The sequence below is a fragment of the Bradyrhizobium sp. SRS-191 genome (genome assembly GCF_024586915.1).
GTDB lineage: Bacteria > Pseudomonadota > Alphaproteobacteria > Rhizobiales > Xanthobacteraceae > Bradyrhizobium.
The window spans coordinates 190,565-206,298 of record NZ_JANBVS010000003.1 but is presented as its reverse complement, the minus strand read 5'-3'; the positions used below and the strand labels follow the sequence as shown (position 1 = coordinate 206,298).

Here is a 15,734-nt window from a genome sequence, read left to right as displayed (position 1 = left end):
TGGTCGCTTCCAGTGTTATCGCGGCGCGGCGGCGCGGCGCAGCCGGTCGTTGATCGCCTCGCCCAGTCCGTCGTTCGGGATCGGCATCACGGCGATGCTGCGCGCGCCGCTCGCATCGAGGCTGCGAAGATAGCCGAAAAGATGCGTTGCTGCCTCTGCCGGATCGCCCGAGGGCGACAGGTTCAGCATCGCGGCTGCGCCGGCGGCGCCGGGCAGGTTCACGGGGCCGAAGGCGAGCAGCGCCTCGCCAGCCGCGAGGTCGTTGGCCTCGAGGCGGACGGCGGCGCGCGGCGCATAATGCGAGGCCAGCATGCCCGGCGCGAGCGGCTGCTCGGCTGCATGCATCTCCGCGGTTACCCGTCGCGCCAGAGGCCGGCCGAGCACGGCCTCGATCGCTTCGCTGGGAACTCCGCCCGGGCGCAGCAGAGCGGGTGCCTCGAAGCAGCCGACGATGGTCGATTCGACGCCGACCTCGACCGGGCCGCCGTCCAGGATCAGGTCGATACGTCCGGTGAGATCGGCCGCGACATGGGCTGCCGTCGTCGGCGACACATGGCCGGAGATGTTGGCCGACGGCGCCACCACGGCGCCACCGAATGCGGCGAGCAGCGCTCGCGCTATGGGATGGGCCGGCACGCGGATCGCAACCGTGTCGAGGCCGGCGGTGGCGAGATCGGCGACGGGACACCCGTCCGCCTGCGGGACGACGAGTGTCAGCGGCCCCGGCCAGAACGCGGCGGCCAGCCGCTCGGCTGTGGCATCGAAGCGGCCGATTCGTCGCGCTGCGCCGAGATCTGCGACATGGGCAATCAGCGGGTTGAAGGCCGGCCGCCCCTTGGCTTGATAGAGATGAGCGATCGCGGCCGCATTGCTCGCGTCGGCGCCGAGGCCGTAGACGGTCTCGGTGGGAAACGCGACCAGCCCGCCGCGCGCGAACACGCCCGCCGCCGCGGAGATTCCCTTCGCGTCGGCAGGCAGGACCTGCGTCTTCAGCTCTGTCGTCTCGGGCTCGGGCATGATCGGCCGGCGGTGGTACGTTTGCGCGCCCGCTATAGCGGCTGGGGCGGAGCGAATGAAGCCCGCAAATCGCGCGCGGCCCTGCGCCCGCGCCATGACGGTTGCGCAAAGTCCCATTGTGCCAACGAGTTAACCCATCCACCGGTGATCTGCGATTTCGATGCGATTTCCTGCCTCGTGTGCCTTGCGAAGACGGAAACCCGAGGCTATAAGCCGGCTTCCCAAGTCGGAGCGTGGCTCAGCCCGGTAGAGCACTGCGTTCGGGACGCAGGGGTCGCAGGTTCGAATCCTGCCGCTCCGACCATCTTTTCGGGCACTTGCAAAGTGCCTTTCCCGATCCTGCAACGAGATGTGCAGCAATGCCCGTTGGGCAATGCGGACGCCATTCGATTGAGCGGTCTTTCACCGAGCATGACGCCCTCCTGTAGGGGCGGCTCCTTCCCTCGTTGCGCGCGGATAGTCCGGTCGCGCTGCACGGCGACGCGGCAGCGGGCTTGCCGACGAGGTGACGGCGGCGGGGGCGCACGGCAGAGTTGTCGAAGGTTGGGGATCGCGCTCACCGAACTCCAGCGAGGCCTTCCAAGTCCTGGCTGTACGCCAGTTCTTCGGCGGTCTCCAATAGAGCGTCCTCTGCCAGGCGCGGGGACAATACGGGTGAGACAGGCTCAGGAGGAGAAGGGCTCGCATGCAGCGCGCTTGGGATGCCCGTATGCCGGCGAACCGATTCCAGGATTGTCGCTGATACGCCGATATAGGCTGCCCCGATGTCATACCCTTCCAGCCGCAGCTTCGCTCCCAGCGGTCTCACGGGACAGCCATGGGCGGCGATGACATTCTTGAAGATCCAGCTGGGCATGACACCAAGATAAGACGAGATGCCGTTTTCGAGGCCGAATTCCTGGCAGCCCTGGATGAGCTGCCCGATCACTTCGCGACGTCTGCCGGCGCTCAGCGTACGATCGCAGCCGAATCGCGATGCTTCCCAAATGGCGTCCGAATGCGGTAGCGAGCCTTCGACCAGGTCGGGCCACAGGGATCTGACCATGTAGGGGCGTGTAGTCGGAATCAGCCGGGCGGTCCCCAGCGCCTGATCGTGATCGTCGACGACCAGAATATAGGTGGCTGCCGGTGTGTCGAACTCATCATATTCGATGCCCTGATAATGAGGCACGGACCACCTCTGCCGCTCGACGAACATCCGGTACCGCAGCCGGTGATGCGAAATCCACGCTTCGCCATGTCGATGGACGGTTTCCCACCTGATTGAAACGGTACGCATGAGCATCTTCCAATCTGCCTCGTGACAGGAAGATGCAGACTAATGGGCACGGCGTTACAGAGGGAGCTACCCAGTCGAGTAGCTCCCTCGCCTATCGAGGGCTGTTGTGCCATCCGCTTTCTCGGGAGACGACATCTGTCAGACCGCGCCCCAATATCACCTATAATTAGACGCAATTCTGAGTTGTGCTGCTCGGCAGTTGTTGGCTTTTGCAAGGCTAGTCCTGGCCGGCCCGAACGACCCGCGTGATATGGGCGGGCTGCTGGGCTGCGGGTGATGCGTGCGGAAAGAATGCCGTGAATGTGCATGATCCGCTCGAAGTTTGTACCAGTGAGCTGATGCTTGCCGACAGGAGTGCCGAAGAACACCTATCAGGAAGGCACTTTGCTGCGCGATGTGGTTGACCGGATCGGCAACATCGTCCGGCCGCCGATTCCTGAAAAGGGCAACGCTGATGGCATCACGGCTTCTGAGAGATTAAGCGATTGTGATCGTCAATTGCACGACGGAGCGTATGATGGTAGTGTCTACCTCAGGTTGGGTTGAAGTTTGGACAAGCAAGCGCCCGCTTCTCGCCTCAGTCGAGGCCGACGAAGGGGCCGGGACGAACCGTCGGCAACCGGGACGTTGAGACGGATTCGTTTTCACGATCATATCTGGGCGGAACTTGCGCAGCTTTGTCTGCCGTGAGGTAGCAATGGACCTCTTCAGCTTCATCGATTGTGCAAACCGCACACAGTCGTTGGCCGACCTCTTCGACCTGCTCGTCCGTTCTGCGGACGACAAGGGGTTCGGTCAGGTGGCGTATGGCGCCTTGAACTACGAAGAGACTGTACGTCTGCCAGACCATCCGATGCCGGCCATCGCGCTCAACTTCCCGCTCGACTGGTGCAACCACTATTTCGAGCACAAATATCAAGAGATCGACCCTGTCATCAGGCGAACGGCGTCGCACAGCAAGCCTTTCATGTGGGATCAACTGCTCGAGCAGCGTCAACTGCACGACGGCGAGCGATTGGTCCTTCTCGAGAGCCGCGAAGCCGGCCTCAAGCACGGCGTGAGCGTGCCGCTGTTTGGGCCGTCCGGGCGCATCTCCGTTCTATCCTTTGCATCCCGCTTCGAGGACGCCGACCCGGTCCGGCAGTTGAAGCATCTTCACGCCCTGGCCTGTCAGTTCCATGTCGCTTTTGGCGAGCTTGCCCAGCCGGCGATGGGCAACAAGGCTATCAAGCTTTCGCCGCGCGAACGGGAATGCCTGGCGTGGACGGCGGAGGGCAAGTCCTCCTGGGACATCGGAATCATCCTCAAGATCAGCGAAAACACGATCAACTTCCACATCAAGAAGGCGACGAGAAAGCTCGGCACGAACAGCCGGACGGTCGCAGTCGTCAGAGCGATACGGCTTGGTCTGATCGAGGTCTCCGGACTATCCGGCTCAACGTCGCCGGCGTGGATGGATAGAATACCAAATGGAGCCAACCGCGATCAGGCGCCGCTAATCTGATACTTGCGGGCACCCATAACGCGTGAGAATAGGCGTCCTTGATTTCGGACTTTGACAGAGAGGGAGGACTCTTCCAGCCTGATGGGTGGGGTAACGGGCGAGGCACCGGATGAAGTCCATCTATATGAAATATGTGTCTGTCTTGGCTTTCTGCATCGCTGCCATTGTGAACGCGACCGGTGATGTGTTCGCGGCGGAAGTCGGGCCTGGGGCCACCCTGCAAATCGGTGCTGGAGGATCAGACATCACCACGCTCGATCCGCATCGTGCGACGACCAGCACCGACAAGCCGCTGATCGGCTTGATGTTCAATGGCCTGGTTCGATTCAAGCCCGGCAGCGCGGACCCTAAGGATCTCGAGCCCGATCTCGCCGAGCGCTGGGAAACCTCCGCAGACGGACGAGTCTGGACCTTCTTCATTCGAAAGGGTGTCAAGTTTCACGGCGATTGGGGCAGCCTCACCGCAGATGATGTCGTCTACTCGCTCACGCGTGCCGCAGACCCCAACCGCTCGAGCTTCGCTGCAGACTTTGCCGCAGTGGAGAAGATCGAGAAGGTAGATGACGCGACGGTCCGCATCGCGCTGAAATATCCGGATCCGCATTTCCTCGGCCGTTTGTCCAACTATCACGGCGGAAACATTGTCTGCAAAAAAGCGGTCGAGGAGCTTGGAGGCAAGTTTGCCTCCAACCCGGTCGGCACGGGTCCGTTTGCGTTTGCAGAGCACGAGACTCAGCGGCATGTAAAGCTGGTTGCAAACGAGGCCTATTTCCGCGGGCGCCCGCAAATCAGCAACATCATATACCGTACAATCCCCTCCGATAGCGCCCGCGAGCTCGCCTTTTCGTCCGGAGAGCTCGACGTCATTCAAGGCCGGCGCGAGCAGCGCTGGGTCGATACGACCCGTCAGCGCAGCAACATGGTCGTTGATGTCTTCCGTCCTGGAGAGTTTCGGACGCTTCACATCAACAGCAGCATTCCGCCGCTCGAGGACATCAGGGTCCGACAGGCGATCGCCGCGGCGGTCAATCTCGACGACCTGGTGCAGTTTGTCGGTAAGAGCGTCAGCCTGAAAGGCTGCTCGGTCGTTCCCCCCGGCTATATCGGAGAGGACTGTTCATCTGGGGCCTATCCCTACGATCCGGTCAAGGCGAAGGCGCTTCTGGCCGACGCGGGCTACTCGAATGGCCTGACGCTCAAGGTCGTGGTGTCCAATATCTCGGCCATCCTGCCGACAATGGAAATCATTCAGCGCCAGCTCGCAAAGGTGGGGATCAAGCTCGACATGAGCGTGGTCGATCACGCGACCTACCAGAGCCAGATCCGCGGCAATGCCAGCGCCCTGGTGTTCTATGGGGCTGCCAGATTTCCGGTCGCCGACACGTACCTGACCGAATTTTATCACTCGAGCTCGAGCATTGGAAAGCCCACGGCGGTTGCCAATTTCTCTCATTGCGAGGTTGCGGATGCCGAGATACAGGCGGCGCGGGTGGAAGGCAGCGTGGAGCGGCAGCAGGAGCTGTGGAAAGAGGCTCAGCGCAAGATCCATGACGCCGTCTGTTCTGTTCCGCTGTTTGAGCTTCAGCAGGTGTGGGGGCACAGCAAGCGCGTCAACTATGGCTATGAGCTCAAAGGAGCAATGAACCTCGCTCCGCCGATTACCGAAGCGACGACGCTCATGCCGCGCTGAGCGACTCCTGGGAAAGCCGTGCAGCCGTCGTGCGCGCTTGCTGGAGGAAGGCGTCGACCAGACTTGCATTGCGGCTGTCGCGCATTCGACAGAGCTGGAAGTCGTAAGACAAAGCGGGCTCAAAGCGTCTGATGGCCAGACGGTCCTGAAGCCCGCTGAACATCAAGGGGTGCACCAGCGCCACGCCGAGACCGGCTGCCACGAATTCGCAAAGGGTCGGTGAGACATTGGCAACGAGCACGGTGTGGGGTCTGACGTTATAGGCGTCGAACATCGTCGCAATGCACTGACCTGCCTGGCTCTCGGGATCGAAAGACACGAAGGGAATGTTGTGGAGATCATCCGGCTCCACGACGTTCTTCATCGCGAGGGGATGATGCGTCGGCATGATGCAGACGAGCGGCTGCTGCGTCAGCGGCTCGGCGATCACGTAGGGATTGTCGATCCGCGAGCTGACAAGGCCGACATCGAGCTTGCGTGTCACCAGCCAGTCCACAATCCATTCCGAGCTGCGTGACTTGACCGAGCAGAACACGTTGGGATGCTGCTGTAGAAATCCCATCGTCGCCTGCTGAATGAACGCGCGCGACAGGGCCGGCATGACGCCGACGAGAAGCTGCCCCTGCTCCTCGCGGCGGATCGCCTCGACGGCATTCTCCACCTGGCGGACGCCTGAAAAGATTCGATCGATCTCCTTGTAAAGCCGCATGCCACGCTCGGTCGGAGCTAGGCGGCCTTTGACCCGATCGAACAGGTTGAGCCCGGTATCCTCCTCGAGATGAGCGATCAGCTTGCTCATGGCTGGCTGGGAGATGTTGAGGATCAAAGCGGCCCGGCTGATCGAACCGCTCTCGATCACCGCTTTGAACGCCTCAACCTGTCTGAGGTTGATCTGACGAGCCATCCCATAACCCTGAAGAATACAGCCAGAGATTTTCGACTTTGACCAAATATCTCTTTTTGTCGTCAGATTGGGCAAGAGGAAATCTGATGCATCCTGAGATAATAGTTATCGGTGCTGGCACTGTGGGTGCTGCGATCGCTTATGGCCTTGCGCGACGACAATGCCGGGTGCTGGTGCTCGACGGTGACGATCGCGACCATCGCGCGGCGCGGGCCAATTTCGGCCTTGTTTGGCTACAGGGCAAGGGCCAGAACATGCCGGCCTACCAGCAGCTGTCACGCCGTAGTGTCGACATGTGGTCCGACTTTGCAGCGGAACTCACTGATCTGGCCAAGCTGGATCTTCATTACGAGCAGAATGGCGGTCTTGCGTTCTGCCTCGGAGAGGATGCGTTCGAGAAGCGCCGCTCGGATCTTCAGCGATTGCACAATCAGCTCGGCGGAGCGGAGGCGGATTGGCGGATGCTCGATCGTGCTGAGCTGACCAGACTGCTTCCGAAGGTTCGGTTGGGGCCGGACGTGGCCGGCGCGAGCTTCGGCCAGCGGGACGGGCATGCCAATCCGCTTCAGCTCCTTGCCGCTCTTCATGCTGGAATTCTGCGCCTTGGCGGAGACCTGCGTCGTAACGTTGCAGTGCGGCAGATCGTGCCCGGCGAGGCGGGCTTTACGGTGGCATTTGGAAACGAGACCGTCTGCGCGCCGCGTGTGCTCATTGCTGCGGGTCTCGGGTCGCAGGCGCTCGCGCAGCAAGTGGGTCTTGAAATCCCGCTGCGGCCTCAGCGAGGGCAGATCCTGGTCACCGAGCGCGTCGAACCATTTCTGCCTTTGCCGACCAGTGGCCTGCGTCAAACGCGGGAAGGCACCGTGATGATCGGTGCAACCCATGAGGAGACCGGTTTTGATAGCTCCGCGACCGCCGTCGCGGCAGCAGATCTCAGCCGGCGGACGCTTCGCATCGTGCCGGGGCTGGCTGAGGCGAAACTGGTCCGGCAGTGGGCTGGCTTGCGCATCATGACCCCTGATGGGTGTCCCGTCTACGCCCAGTCGCAGACGCACCCCGGAGCGTTCGCCGCGTTGTGCCATTCAGGTGTCACGCTTGCGGCCTTGCATTCGACCGTCCTGGCCGATGCGATCTTGGCCGGGCAGTTGCCGGATACGCTCGATATCTTTCACCAGGGTCGCTTTGATGTTCCGAAAGCTGCATGAGCCCGTTGAGACGGTGACGATCTATGTCGAAGGCAGGCCCGTCGCGGCGGAGCCGGGCGAGAGCGTGGCAGCTGTCCTGCTCCGGCAGGCCGTTGTCTGGTCGCGTCCGACGCCGGTGAAGGGCAGCAAGCGGGCTCCTTATTGTATGATCGGCGTCTGCTTCGACTGTCTCGCCCAGGTGGATGGAATAGGATCGGTTCAGACCTGCATGACTCCGGTGGAGGAGGGGATGAAGGTCGAGCGCCAGCAGCGTCAGCGGTGCTTGCCGTCATGAGCAAAACCGATCTCCTCATCGTAGGGGCGGGCCCTGCAGGCATGACCGCGGCGATCACGGCCCGCCGCTATGGAATTGACGTTCTGGTCGTGGACGATCAAACTTCGCCTGGCGGGCAGATCTGGCGCGCGGTCGAAACTCAAGCAGCGACCCCAAGGGGAGCCATCCTTGGAAGGGCCTATCAGGAAGGAAAAGCGACGGCCGATGCATTCCGCGCCAGCGGAGCGCGGTACGAACCTCGTACACAGCTTTGGCAGGTCGAACCCGGTTTCCGCGCCTTCGTGACCCATGATGGCAAAGCCAGGACGATCGAGGCGCGTGCCATCATTCTTGCGACCGGCGCCCAGGAGCGGCCCACTCCCTTTCCCGGCTGGACACTCCCGGGGGTGCTCACGGTGGGGGCTGCTCAGGTTCTGCTCAAAACTGCCGGACAGATCCCCTCTAAGCCAGTCTGGGTCGCTGGTTGTGGCCCGTTGCCGCTTCTCTACCTCGTTCAGTTGCTCAACGCCGGAGGTCGGATCGCCGGCTACCTCGACACCACACCGGCCGGACGTCACTGGGCGGCGCTCCGGCGTCTGCCGAAAGCCCTGGGTGCCGGTGGCGCGCTCCTCAAAGGGCTTGCGTGGAAGACCGTCCTGCGACGTAGGCGCGTGCCGATCATCCGTCATGTCATTGACCTGGAGGCACATGGAGCCGAGCGGCTCGAAGCCATCAGCTATCGAACGGCTGATGGACAACAGACGACGGTCTCCGCGGACAATCTGTTTGTGCATGAAGGTGTCGTGCCGAACATTCATGCAGCGTTGGGGTTGGGCTGCGCGGTCGAATGGCGTGACGAGCAGGATTGCTACGTTCCGGTTCTTGATCAATGGGGTGAAACATCCAAGGCCGGCATCTTCGTTGCCGGGGACGGCGCGGGCATCGCCGGTGCAAAGGCGGGCCAATGTCGTGGCGCGCTCGCAGCACAGAGGCTGGCTGTCAAGCTCGGCTATGCGGACGAGCAGATCGTGATCAAGGAAGCTGCTCGCGTTCAAAAGAGCTTGGCTTGCGAACTTGCATTGCGGCCCTTCCTTGACGCTATGTTCAGGCCGCACAGCAGGATCTTTAGTCCGTCCGACGAGACGGTCATATGCCGCTGCGAGGAGGTCACGGCAGGAGAGATCCGTGCGATGGCCCGGATCGGCTCCGGCCCGAACCAGATCAAGGCCTTCACGCGCGCGGGGATGGGGCCCTGCCAGGGACGGCAATGCGGCTACACCGTCACCCGCATCCTCGCCGAAATCCAGAATTGTCCTGCAAGGGAGGTCGGCTTCTACCGCGTCAGGCCTCCGCTCAAGCCGGTCACGCTTGGAGAGCTGGCCACGCTCGATCAGGAGGAGGAGGTATTGTGAGGCGCGTCCCTTGTCCCGAGAGAAGAGGTCAGCCCGGATATTCCGGCTTCACTTTGCAAGTGAACGGGACGGTCGAATGATCAGCTTTGCCTTCAAGCGGCTGTTGCTGGCGGTCCCCACCTTGCTGGTGATGCTGACGGCCATCTTCGTGCTGGTGCGTCTCGTTCCGGGCGATGCGGCATCTGTCATCCTTGGCGACCAGGCAACCGAAGCCTCGCTTCGGGCCATGCGAGCCCGGCTCGGGCTCGATCAGCCGATCCAGGTTCAATACCTTCACTTTCTTGCGGAGGTGCTCACCGGGAATCTCGGACAATCGCTGAGCAGCGGCCGGACCGTCGTTCAGGAGGTGCTGCTGGTGTTGCCCTCCACGATCCAACTCACCTTGGCTGCCGTCACGATCGGAATCGTCCTGGGTCTGCCGCTCGGAATTCTCGCTGCGCTCGGCCGCAATAGCTGGATCGACTATGTTTCGCGGCTGGTCTCGTTGCTCGGACTCTCGTTCCCGGCATTCGTGTCGGGCATTCTCTTGCTCATCGTCTTTGCCATCCAGCTCGGATGGTTCCCGGTTCTCACGTCGGATAGCACGGATCCCCTCGAACGGTTACGAAGCCTTGCCTTGCCTGCGCTGAACCTCGGCTTGATCCTGATGGCCTATGTGGTGCGTGTGACGCGGTCATCCATGCTGGGAGTCCTGGGCGAGGATTACATCCGCACAGCGCGCGCGAAGGGGGTTACTCCCACGCGCCTCGTCATGCGGCACGCTCTGCGGAATGGCCTCATTCCGGTGGTTACCGTCGTTGGCCTCTATTTTGGGACGTTGATCGGAAATTCGGTGCTCACGGAGATCATCTTCAACCGGCCGGGTCTCGGCAAGCTGATTTTCGGGGCCCTCAATGCCCGAGACTATACGCTGCTCGAGGGGCTGATGATCATCTTTGCCATTTGCGTGATCGTCGTGAATACGCTGACGGACATCACCTATGGCCTTATCGATCCGCGGGTGAAGTACAAATGACGATTGAGGTTGCATCGGTTGCGGTGTCGCAGCCCAGTCGATTGTGGTTGGCCTTCTCCAAAAATCCTCTGTTTTGGCTGGGGGCGCTGCTCCTTGCGATCATCGTCGCGGTGGCTGTGCTCGCGCCACTGATCGCCCCACATGACCCGCTGGAGCAGAATATCGTTGCCAGGCTCGAGCCTCCGTCGGCGGAGTTCCTGTTCGGGACAGACAATTACGGCCGAGATGTTCTGTCGCGTCTGATCTATGGAGCCCGCATCTCTCTCATGGTCGGCTTTGTCGCCATCCTGATTGCGATGACGATCGGCTGCACGATCGGGATCGTTGCGGGCTATGTCGGGGGAGTCCTGGATCAGCTCGTGATGGGCGTCCTCGATGTGATGCTCTCGTTTCCAGCTCTCCTGCTCGGCCTCATGATCGCGGCGATGCTCGGCGCCAGCCTTCAGAATCTCATCATTGCAATCGCGATTACGGAAATCGCGCCGTTTGCGCGAGTTGCCCGCGCGCCGACGATTGCCTTGAAGCAGCAGGATTTCGTGATCGCCGGTCGCGCGCTCGGGTTCGGGCCCGTCCGCATCATGGGGGTTCATATCCTCCCCAACCTCATCTCGGATGTCGTGGTGATGAGTTCGTTATGGATGGCTTCCGCAATCCGTACGGAAGCATCGCTGAGCTTCATCGGGCTTGGAGTTCCACCACCGACCCCGACCTGGGGCAGCATGATCCGCGAGGGGTTCGATAACATCCTCGACGCTTGGTGGCTGGCGGTCTTTCCGAGCCTTGCGATCTTGTTGACCGTGCTCGCGCTCAATCTCCTCGGAGACGCGCTGCGAGATGCGATCGATCCAAAACTGCGGGGAGAATAGCGGCCATGACATCGTTTCCTCGGCCGGCTCTCGACCTGCGCAACCTGCGGACCGAATTCCGCATCCGCGATCGCTGGTACCCGGCAGTACGGAACGTCTCGGTCTCACTGATGCCGAACGAAACGCTCGCAGTCGTGGGCGAGTCGGGCAGTGGCAAGAGCGTCACGGCCCTGTCGATCCTCCGGCTGCTTCCGCATGCCGGTGCTCGCATCCAAGGCGGAGAGGTGCTGTTCGAGGGCCAGGATCTGGTGACCTTGTCCGAGCGCGAGATGAGCTCCATCCGGGGTAATTCCATTGCGATGATCTTCCAGGAGCCGATGACGAGCCTCAATCCGACCATGACGGTCGGAGACCAGATCGCGGAGGCGATCCTCATTCACCGCGGCGGGTCGCGCATGCAGGCCAAGGCTGAAGCGCTTCGGCTCTTGGAAGAGGTCAAGATCCCATCGCCGAAGAGCCGTTTGGATGAATATCCGCATCAATTCTCGGGAGGGATGCGCCAACGCGTCATGATCGCCATGGCACTTGCCTGCCACCCGAGAGTTCTTCTGGCCGACGAGCCGACGACGGCGCTCGATGTGACCATTCAGGCGCAGGTGCTGAGCCAACTCGAAGAGCTCAAACAGGCCTACGGGATGTCGATGCTGTTCATCACGCATAATCTTGGCGTGGTTGCACAGATCGCCGACCGTGTTGCGGTGATGTATGCGGGCGAGATCGTCGAGCTTGCGACTGTCGACGCGCTGTTCGCAAAGCCCATGCATCCTTATACGGCGGCGCTGCTGCGTGCCATGCCACGAGCCGACCGGGGCACTGAAAATCTGGAGCCAATCCCGGGCAGTGTTCCTGCCCTGTCTGCCGTTCCAGCAGGCTGCTCCTATGCGCCCCGCTGCCCGTTCAAGGAGCGCACGTGTCTTGATCTGCACCCAGAGCTCGTATCATCAGGTGATCCCGGACATCTGGTGCGCTGTCCCGTCAGACCGGTCGGAGGAGTGCACTGATGACGACGTCTCTGGGAAACGGCGACTTTATCGTACGCAATCTGTCGAAGACCTTCGTGAGACACGGAGGTTCAGGCGCCAGATGCGTCCGGGCGGTTGATGACGTATCGTTCCGGGTGCCAAAGGGGACTTCCCTTGGCCTCGTCGGTGAGTCCGGGTGTGGCAAGTCAACGGTCGCGCGTGCCATCCTTCGTCTCATCGAACCGGATAGCGGATCGATCGTGTTCGATGGCATCGATGTTCGGGCAGCCAAGGGGGCTGCCTTGCGCGCGTTGCGTCGCCGGATGCAGATCGTCTTTCAGGATCCCTATTCCTCGTTGAACCCACGCCGAACGATTCGCCAGACTCTGGAAGAGCCCCTTCGCGTCCATCTCCGCATCTCATCCAAGGAGATCCGCGAGAAGGCTGAAGCCGCCATGGTTGAGGTCGGATTGCCGCGAGAAGCACTGGAGCGTTATCCGCACGAGTTCTCAGGCGGCCAGCGGCAACGGATCGGCATTGCACGGGCGCTGGTGTTGGATCCCGAACTGGTCGTGGCGGACGAGGCGGTTTCTGCTCTCGACGTTTCGGTGCAGGCGCAAATTCTTCGGCTGCTGGAGGGGCTCCGCGAGCGCCGCGGCCTCTCGTTCTTGTTCGTTTCGCATGACCTCGGGGTGGTCCGTCATTTCTGCGACCGGGTCTGTGTCATGTATCTCGGGCGCATCGTTGAAGAAGGACCGACGGTGGATGTCTTCGACCGTCCGTTGCATCCTTACACGAGGCTTCTGCGCGACAGTTATCCAGTCCCGGATCCAAGGGCACGCCGGCCTCTGGTCCAGATTGTGGGTGAAGTTCCCTCCGCAGCCAACCCGCCTCCGGGCTGCGGCTTCCATCCGCGTTGCGCGCGAGCAGACGGTCTGTGTTCCGTCGAACGGCCGCAGCTGGAAACGGTGTCCGACGACCGAGCCCGGGCGTGCTACGACCCGGAGGCAACCGATGTGGCGTGGGGAGGCCTGCGCATCGGAGCTCGATGACGGGAGGCATCGCCGGACGAATGCAGCGGCGAACTGACGTATCGCGATCCAACAGCCATTCACCGTGAAACGAGCCGAACTGGAGCAGGGCCTCGCTCTGTCGAAGGCGAGCACGCGGTCCGCTCCAGGGATTGACGGACCGCGGAGCCTTCCGGATCTGACCGGTGCGCCTTGGGCGCGCTGTTGGCCAGCCCGGGGCGGGGCATGTAGGTGGCAGGTCCGTCCGGGGCGAAGTCTAACGAATAGCCCAATCCTCGCACGGTCCGGATATAGTTCGGCTCGCCACCTTCACAGAGCGCCTTGCGAATACGGCTGATGTGAACATCGATTGAGCGCACGGCGTTTTCTTGGGTCTGTGCTCGTATGCTGGACAGAATCTGCTCCCGAGAAAACACTCTTCGCGGGGATTCGAGGAGATACTGCAATATCCGATACTCGACCGGGCAGAGGCGAATGCAACGCGATCCTCTGGAGACGAGATGGGCGTCCGACTCCATGACGATGTCGGCAAATCGAAGCATTTTGAGATGGGAGCAGGCTGATTCGCGCAGCAGGCCATGCAGCCGGTCGATGAAGATGTCCGGAAGAAACGGCTTCAAGATATAGCTCGTCCGATCTGTCTGGACGCACGTCTCCTCCAAGTGGGGCGATACGCTTGCCATGATCAATGTCGGGACATTCCGCATTGCAGGCTCCCGGTGCAACAGCTCGAGCGCGATCGCCACTCGATCTCCGCACGAGGCGTCGTCCAGGGCGATCAAACCGGGCCGCACCGCCGCGATGGAGGCGATCGCGTCTCGCAGGGTGTCGGCCAGCACGCAGTCGAAGCCGTTGCTTTCGATAATGTATTTGAGAAGGCTCGTGAATCCCCTGTCGCCGACCAGCAGGATGCGCGGTTTCGCTGGCATCGACATCAACTGGCTTTCGTCGCCGGCCTCGAACGCGGGAGCAGGCATCTGCTCGTATCTCGCCGCGGGTTGATCGCTCCCCGACTCCGGCGCCCAATCGGTCGTGACTGCAAAGCCTTTGTCCTGATTTTTAGCTGAGTTTGCGACACCGCGGAAATCGTCTGCCGGATGAGCGCCATCAGCTAGGACTGCTCTGTGCATCATTCCAATCTCCCATCACGTCTGCGCATGGTCAAATGCAGTAGAGCAGCTTCCCGCGGGCGCGACAGCTACCAAGCCGGATAGGGGGCAGGGCGTGTACGGCTACCGCCGGCCGGGTTGGGACAGAAAGGGATCGGTGAATTGGTGGTGCAATTCGGCAGATGGCGGTGGTCGCGGCAAGACGCGGAGGGGACCACGGACCTCTACCAGGGTTGGTAGTGGCAGCGCGGGATCAGTCTCCCTATCTTCGTGGCTCAGGCTCTCCGTGCCGCAGCCGGTCGCAGGTCATCAGAGTGGCGCGTCCAGTCGAAAGATCCATGGCATGATGTTCGGAGGGGCGCAGATGGTCAGCCGCATCGGATTTATGCAGGGCGACCTCATGGAGCCGGCCGACAAGAGAGGGCGAGGCTTTCTCACGGATTGTTGGCGCGAGGAATTTACGGTCGCCCAGAAAGTCGGCTTCCAAGTGATCGAGTGGAGGATCGGTGAAGAGCCGATCCTGATGAATCCTGTGATGTCGACCATTGGACGAGATCAGATGCGGCAGGTGAGCCGCGAGTGCGAGATCTGCATTCCCTCATTGTCCGCCGACTTCATGATGCGGGTTCCCTTCTACAAGGTCGCCGGCCGCGAGTGCAGGGCGCGGCTGGACCTGCTCGGTGCTGTGATCGAGGCATGTGCCGAGATCGACATCAAGCTTCTCGTGGTGCCCCTTCCGGGCGGCAGGCAACGGCTGTCCTCCCAGGAGACAGTGGCGCTTCGATCCGGACTGGATCGGCTTTGGCCGCTCCTGGAGGGGTGTGGAGTCGTCCTCTCCCTCGAGGCCGATATCGATCCGCGGCTTCTGGCATCGCTGATCGAGCCATACCCTGCAGACCGGTTCGGCATCACGTACACAGTTGGATGCCAGCCTTCGACCAGCTCTGCGCCTGAGGCTCTTGCCGCCTGCGGAAACCGGATCGTGAACGTCCGACTCAAGGATTGGAATTTTCACGTCAACCGCGTTTCGCCTCCTCGCCGGCGAACCGACCTCGCTGGCGCACTCAATCAGCTGAAACTCGCCGGTTACCAGGGCGATCTCGTTCTTCAATCGACCCCTGGTCAGTGTCGAGCGGAGTTGCTGGCGCAGTACGGCGCCATGGCTGCAACCTGGTGGAGCTTCGGTGGGCCAGATCATCTCAGTCTTGCTCCAGGCATGCTCGAGCCGGGCGAGAGCTTGGAGCAGCTGGCACATACGCGGTGAGTTTGGAGCTCGGTGCCATGCCAAGACGAACCTCCCACAGACTGTGACTTTGAATCTCTCTGCATACGTTCGCTGCGCCCAGGGGGCTCGTTCGAGACGAGGCATGATCCTTGCGGTTGCCCTCGGACCGCGCATACGCGCCAAAGTCATGGTCGCGATCAAGCAATCTGTTCGCTGCATGCAGAAGTGGAGTTGCGCATTTTGCGCTTCTCGCGACGTATTT

At 61.7% G+C, this 15,734-nt stretch carries 15 protein-coding genes and 1 tRNA gene; 12 read left to right on the top strand and 4 right to left on the bottom strand.

Annotated elements, in window-relative coordinates:
- Positions 1–15 precede the first annotated feature (15 nt).
- Entirely contained in the window at positions 16–1,017 is a 1,002-nt protein-coding gene (locus tag NLR35_RS07730) for an L-threonylcarbamoyladenylate synthase (RefSeq protein WP_257165953.1), read from the bottom strand.
- 227 nt (positions 1,018–1,244) lie between these two features.
- Between NLR35_RS07730 and NLR35_RS07725 the strand changes: the two genes are divergently transcribed.
- Positions 1,245–1,321, top strand: a tRNA-Pro gene (locus tag NLR35_RS07725).
- A 252-nt stretch (positions 1,322–1,573) separates the two neighbouring features.
- Here NLR35_RS07725 and NLR35_RS07720 read toward each other — a convergent pair.
- On the bottom strand, positions 1,574–2,296 hold the full coding sequence (locus tag NLR35_RS07720) for an acyl-homoserine-lactone synthase (RefSeq protein ID WP_257165952.1): 723 nt from the start codon (positions 2,294–2,296) through the stop codon (positions 1,574–1,576).
- Positions 2,297–2,650: 354 nt separating this feature from the next.
- Between NLR35_RS07720 and NLR35_RS07715 the strand changes: the two genes are divergently transcribed.
- The 3 genes from NLR35_RS07715 to NLR35_RS07705 all read left to right on the top strand — a co-directional run bounded on the left by NLR35_RS07715 (position 2,651) and on the right by NLR35_RS07705 (position 5,490).
- Positions 2,651–2,842 (top strand): hypothetical protein, encoded by a 192-nt coding sequence (locus tag NLR35_RS07715; protein ID WP_257165951.1) that lies wholly within the window; start codon positions 2,651–2,653, stop codon positions 2,840–2,842.
- A gap of 151 nt (positions 2,843–2,993) precedes the next feature.
- Positions 2,994–3,800 carry a LuxR family transcriptional regulator gene (locus NLR35_RS07710; RefSeq protein ID WP_257165950.1) on the top strand — a complete coding sequence of 269 codons (807 nt, stop codon included), beginning with the start codon at positions 2,994–2,996 and terminating at the stop codon, positions 3,798–3,800.
- Between the two features lie 109 nt (positions 3,801–3,909).
- Positions 3,910–5,490, top strand: a complete 1,581-nt coding sequence (locus NLR35_RS07705; RefSeq protein WP_257165949.1) for an ABC transporter substrate-binding protein — start codon at positions 3,910–3,912, stop codon at positions 5,488–5,490.
- Here NLR35_RS07705 and NLR35_RS07700 read toward each other — a convergent pair.
- Complete coding sequence (locus NLR35_RS07700) at positions 5,477–6,394, bottom strand: LysR substrate-binding domain-containing protein (protein WP_257165948.1); 918 nt, start codon at positions 6,392–6,394, stop codon at positions 5,477–5,479. The two genes, NLR35_RS07705 and NLR35_RS07700, sit on opposite strands and share 14 nt — an antisense overlap.
- Positions 6,395–6,432: 38 nt before the next feature.
- Here NLR35_RS07700 and NLR35_RS07695 point away from each other — a divergent pair, with 38 nt between their 5' ends.
- The 7 genes from NLR35_RS07695 to NLR35_RS07665 all read left to right on the top strand — a co-directional run bounded on the left by NLR35_RS07695 (position 6,433) and on the right by NLR35_RS07665 (position 13,159).
- Positions 6,433–7,599 carry an FAD-binding oxidoreductase gene (locus NLR35_RS07695; protein WP_257165947.1) on the top strand — a complete coding sequence of 389 codons (1,167 nt, stop codon included), beginning with the start codon at positions 6,433–6,435 and terminating at the stop codon, positions 7,597–7,599.
- Positions 7,520–7,873 carry a (2Fe-2S)-binding protein gene (locus tag NLR35_RS07690; RefSeq protein ID WP_306577297.1) on the top strand — a complete coding sequence of 118 codons (354 nt, stop codon included), beginning with the start codon at positions 7,520–7,522 and terminating at the stop codon, positions 7,871–7,873. The genes NLR35_RS07695 and NLR35_RS07690 overlap by 80 nt, the downstream gene beginning before the upstream one ends.
- Positions 7,870–9,264 carry an NAD(P)/FAD-dependent oxidoreductase gene (locus NLR35_RS07685; protein WP_257165945.1) on the top strand — a complete coding sequence of 465 codons (1,395 nt, stop codon included), beginning with the start codon at positions 7,870–7,872 and terminating at the stop codon, positions 9,262–9,264. Before NLR35_RS07690 ends, NLR35_RS07685 begins: the two co-directional genes overlap by 4 nt.
- A 76-nt stretch (positions 9,265–9,340) precedes the next feature.
- Positions 9,341–10,279: an ABC transporter permease gene (locus NLR35_RS07680; protein ID WP_257165944.1), complete on the top strand. Its 939-nt coding sequence runs from the start codon at positions 9,341–9,343 to the stop codon at positions 10,277–10,279.
- A complete protein-coding gene (locus tag NLR35_RS07675; RefSeq protein ID WP_257165943.1) occupies positions 10,276–11,145 on the top strand; it encodes an ABC transporter permease in 870 nt (289 codons plus the stop codon). Before NLR35_RS07680 ends, NLR35_RS07675 begins: the two co-directional genes overlap by 4 nt.
- Before the next feature lie 5 nt (positions 11,146–11,150).
- A complete protein-coding gene (locus NLR35_RS07670) occupies positions 11,151–12,146 on the top strand; it encodes an ABC transporter ATP-binding protein (protein WP_257165942.1) in 996 nt (331 codons plus the stop codon).
- A complete protein-coding gene (locus NLR35_RS07665; protein ID WP_257165941.1) occupies positions 12,146–13,159 on the top strand; it encodes an ABC transporter ATP-binding protein in 1,014 nt (337 codons plus the stop codon). Before NLR35_RS07670 ends, NLR35_RS07665 begins: the two co-directional genes overlap by 1 nt.
- Before the next feature lie 59 nt (positions 13,160–13,218).
- Here the strand turns inward: NLR35_RS07665 and NLR35_RS07660 are convergent, their stop codons facing one another.
- Complete coding sequence (locus tag NLR35_RS07660) at positions 13,219–14,271, bottom strand: response regulator transcription factor (RefSeq protein WP_257165940.1); 1,053 nt, start codon at positions 14,269–14,271, stop codon at positions 13,219–13,221.
- A 340-nt stretch (positions 14,272–14,611) separates the two neighbouring features.
- Here NLR35_RS07660 and NLR35_RS07655 point away from each other — a divergent pair, with 340 nt between their 5' ends.
- A complete protein-coding gene (locus tag NLR35_RS07655) occupies positions 14,612–15,511 on the top strand; it encodes a sugar phosphate isomerase/epimerase (RefSeq protein ID WP_257165939.1) in 900 nt (299 codons plus the stop codon).
- Positions 15,512–15,734: the final 223 nt, after the last annotated feature.

What these genes read in the sequence shown, in the direction of transcription:
- NLR35_RS07680 (WP_257165944.1), top strand. Translation starts at nt 9,341, where the DNA reads ATGATCAGCTTTGCCTTCAAGCGGCTGTTGCTGGCGGTCCCCACCTTG.
- NLR35_RS07690 (WP_306577297.1), top strand. Translation starts at nt 7,520, where the DNA reads ATGCGATCTTGGCCGGGCAGTTGCCGGATACGCTCGATATCTTTCACC.
- NLR35_RS07720 (WP_257165952.1), bottom strand. Translation starts at nt 2,296, where the DNA reads ATGCGTACCGTTTCAATCAGGTGGGAAACCGTCCATCGACATGGCGAA.
- NLR35_RS07730 (WP_257165953.1), bottom strand. Translation starts at nt 1,017, where the DNA reads ATGCCCGAGCCCGAGACGACAGAGCTGAAGACGCAGGTCCTGCCTGCC.
- NLR35_RS07665 (WP_257165941.1), top strand. Translation starts at nt 12,146, where the DNA reads ATGACGACGTCTCTGGGAAACGGCGACTTTATCGTACGCAATCTGTCG.
- NLR35_RS07660 (WP_257165940.1), bottom strand. Translation starts at nt 14,271, where the DNA reads ATGATGCACAGAGCAGTCCTAGCTGATGGCGCTCATCCGGCAGACGAT.
- NLR35_RS07670 (WP_257165942.1), top strand. Translation starts at nt 11,151, where the DNA reads ATGACATCGTTTCCTCGGCCGGCTCTCGACCTGCGCAACCTGCGGACC.
- NLR35_RS07655 (WP_257165939.1), top strand. Translation starts at nt 14,612, where the DNA reads ATGGTCAGCCGCATCGGATTTATGCAGGGCGACCTCATGGAGCCGGCC.
- NLR35_RS07700 (WP_257165948.1), bottom strand. Translation starts at nt 6,394, where the DNA reads ATGGCTCGTCAGATCAACCTCAGACAGGTTGAGGCGTTCAAAGCGGTG.
- NLR35_RS07710 (WP_257165950.1), top strand. Translation starts at nt 2,994, where the DNA reads ATGGACCTCTTCAGCTTCATCGATTGTGCAAACCGCACACAGTCGTTG.
- NLR35_RS07705 (WP_257165949.1), top strand. Translation starts at nt 3,910, where the DNA reads ATGAAGTCCATCTATATGAAATATGTGTCTGTCTTGGCTTTCTGCATC.
- NLR35_RS07685 (WP_257165945.1), top strand. Translation starts at nt 7,870, where the DNA reads ATGAGCAAAACCGATCTCCTCATCGTAGGGGCGGGCCCTGCAGGCATG.
- NLR35_RS07675 (WP_257165943.1), top strand. Translation starts at nt 10,276, where the DNA reads ATGACGATTGAGGTTGCATCGGTTGCGGTGTCGCAGCCCAGTCGATTG.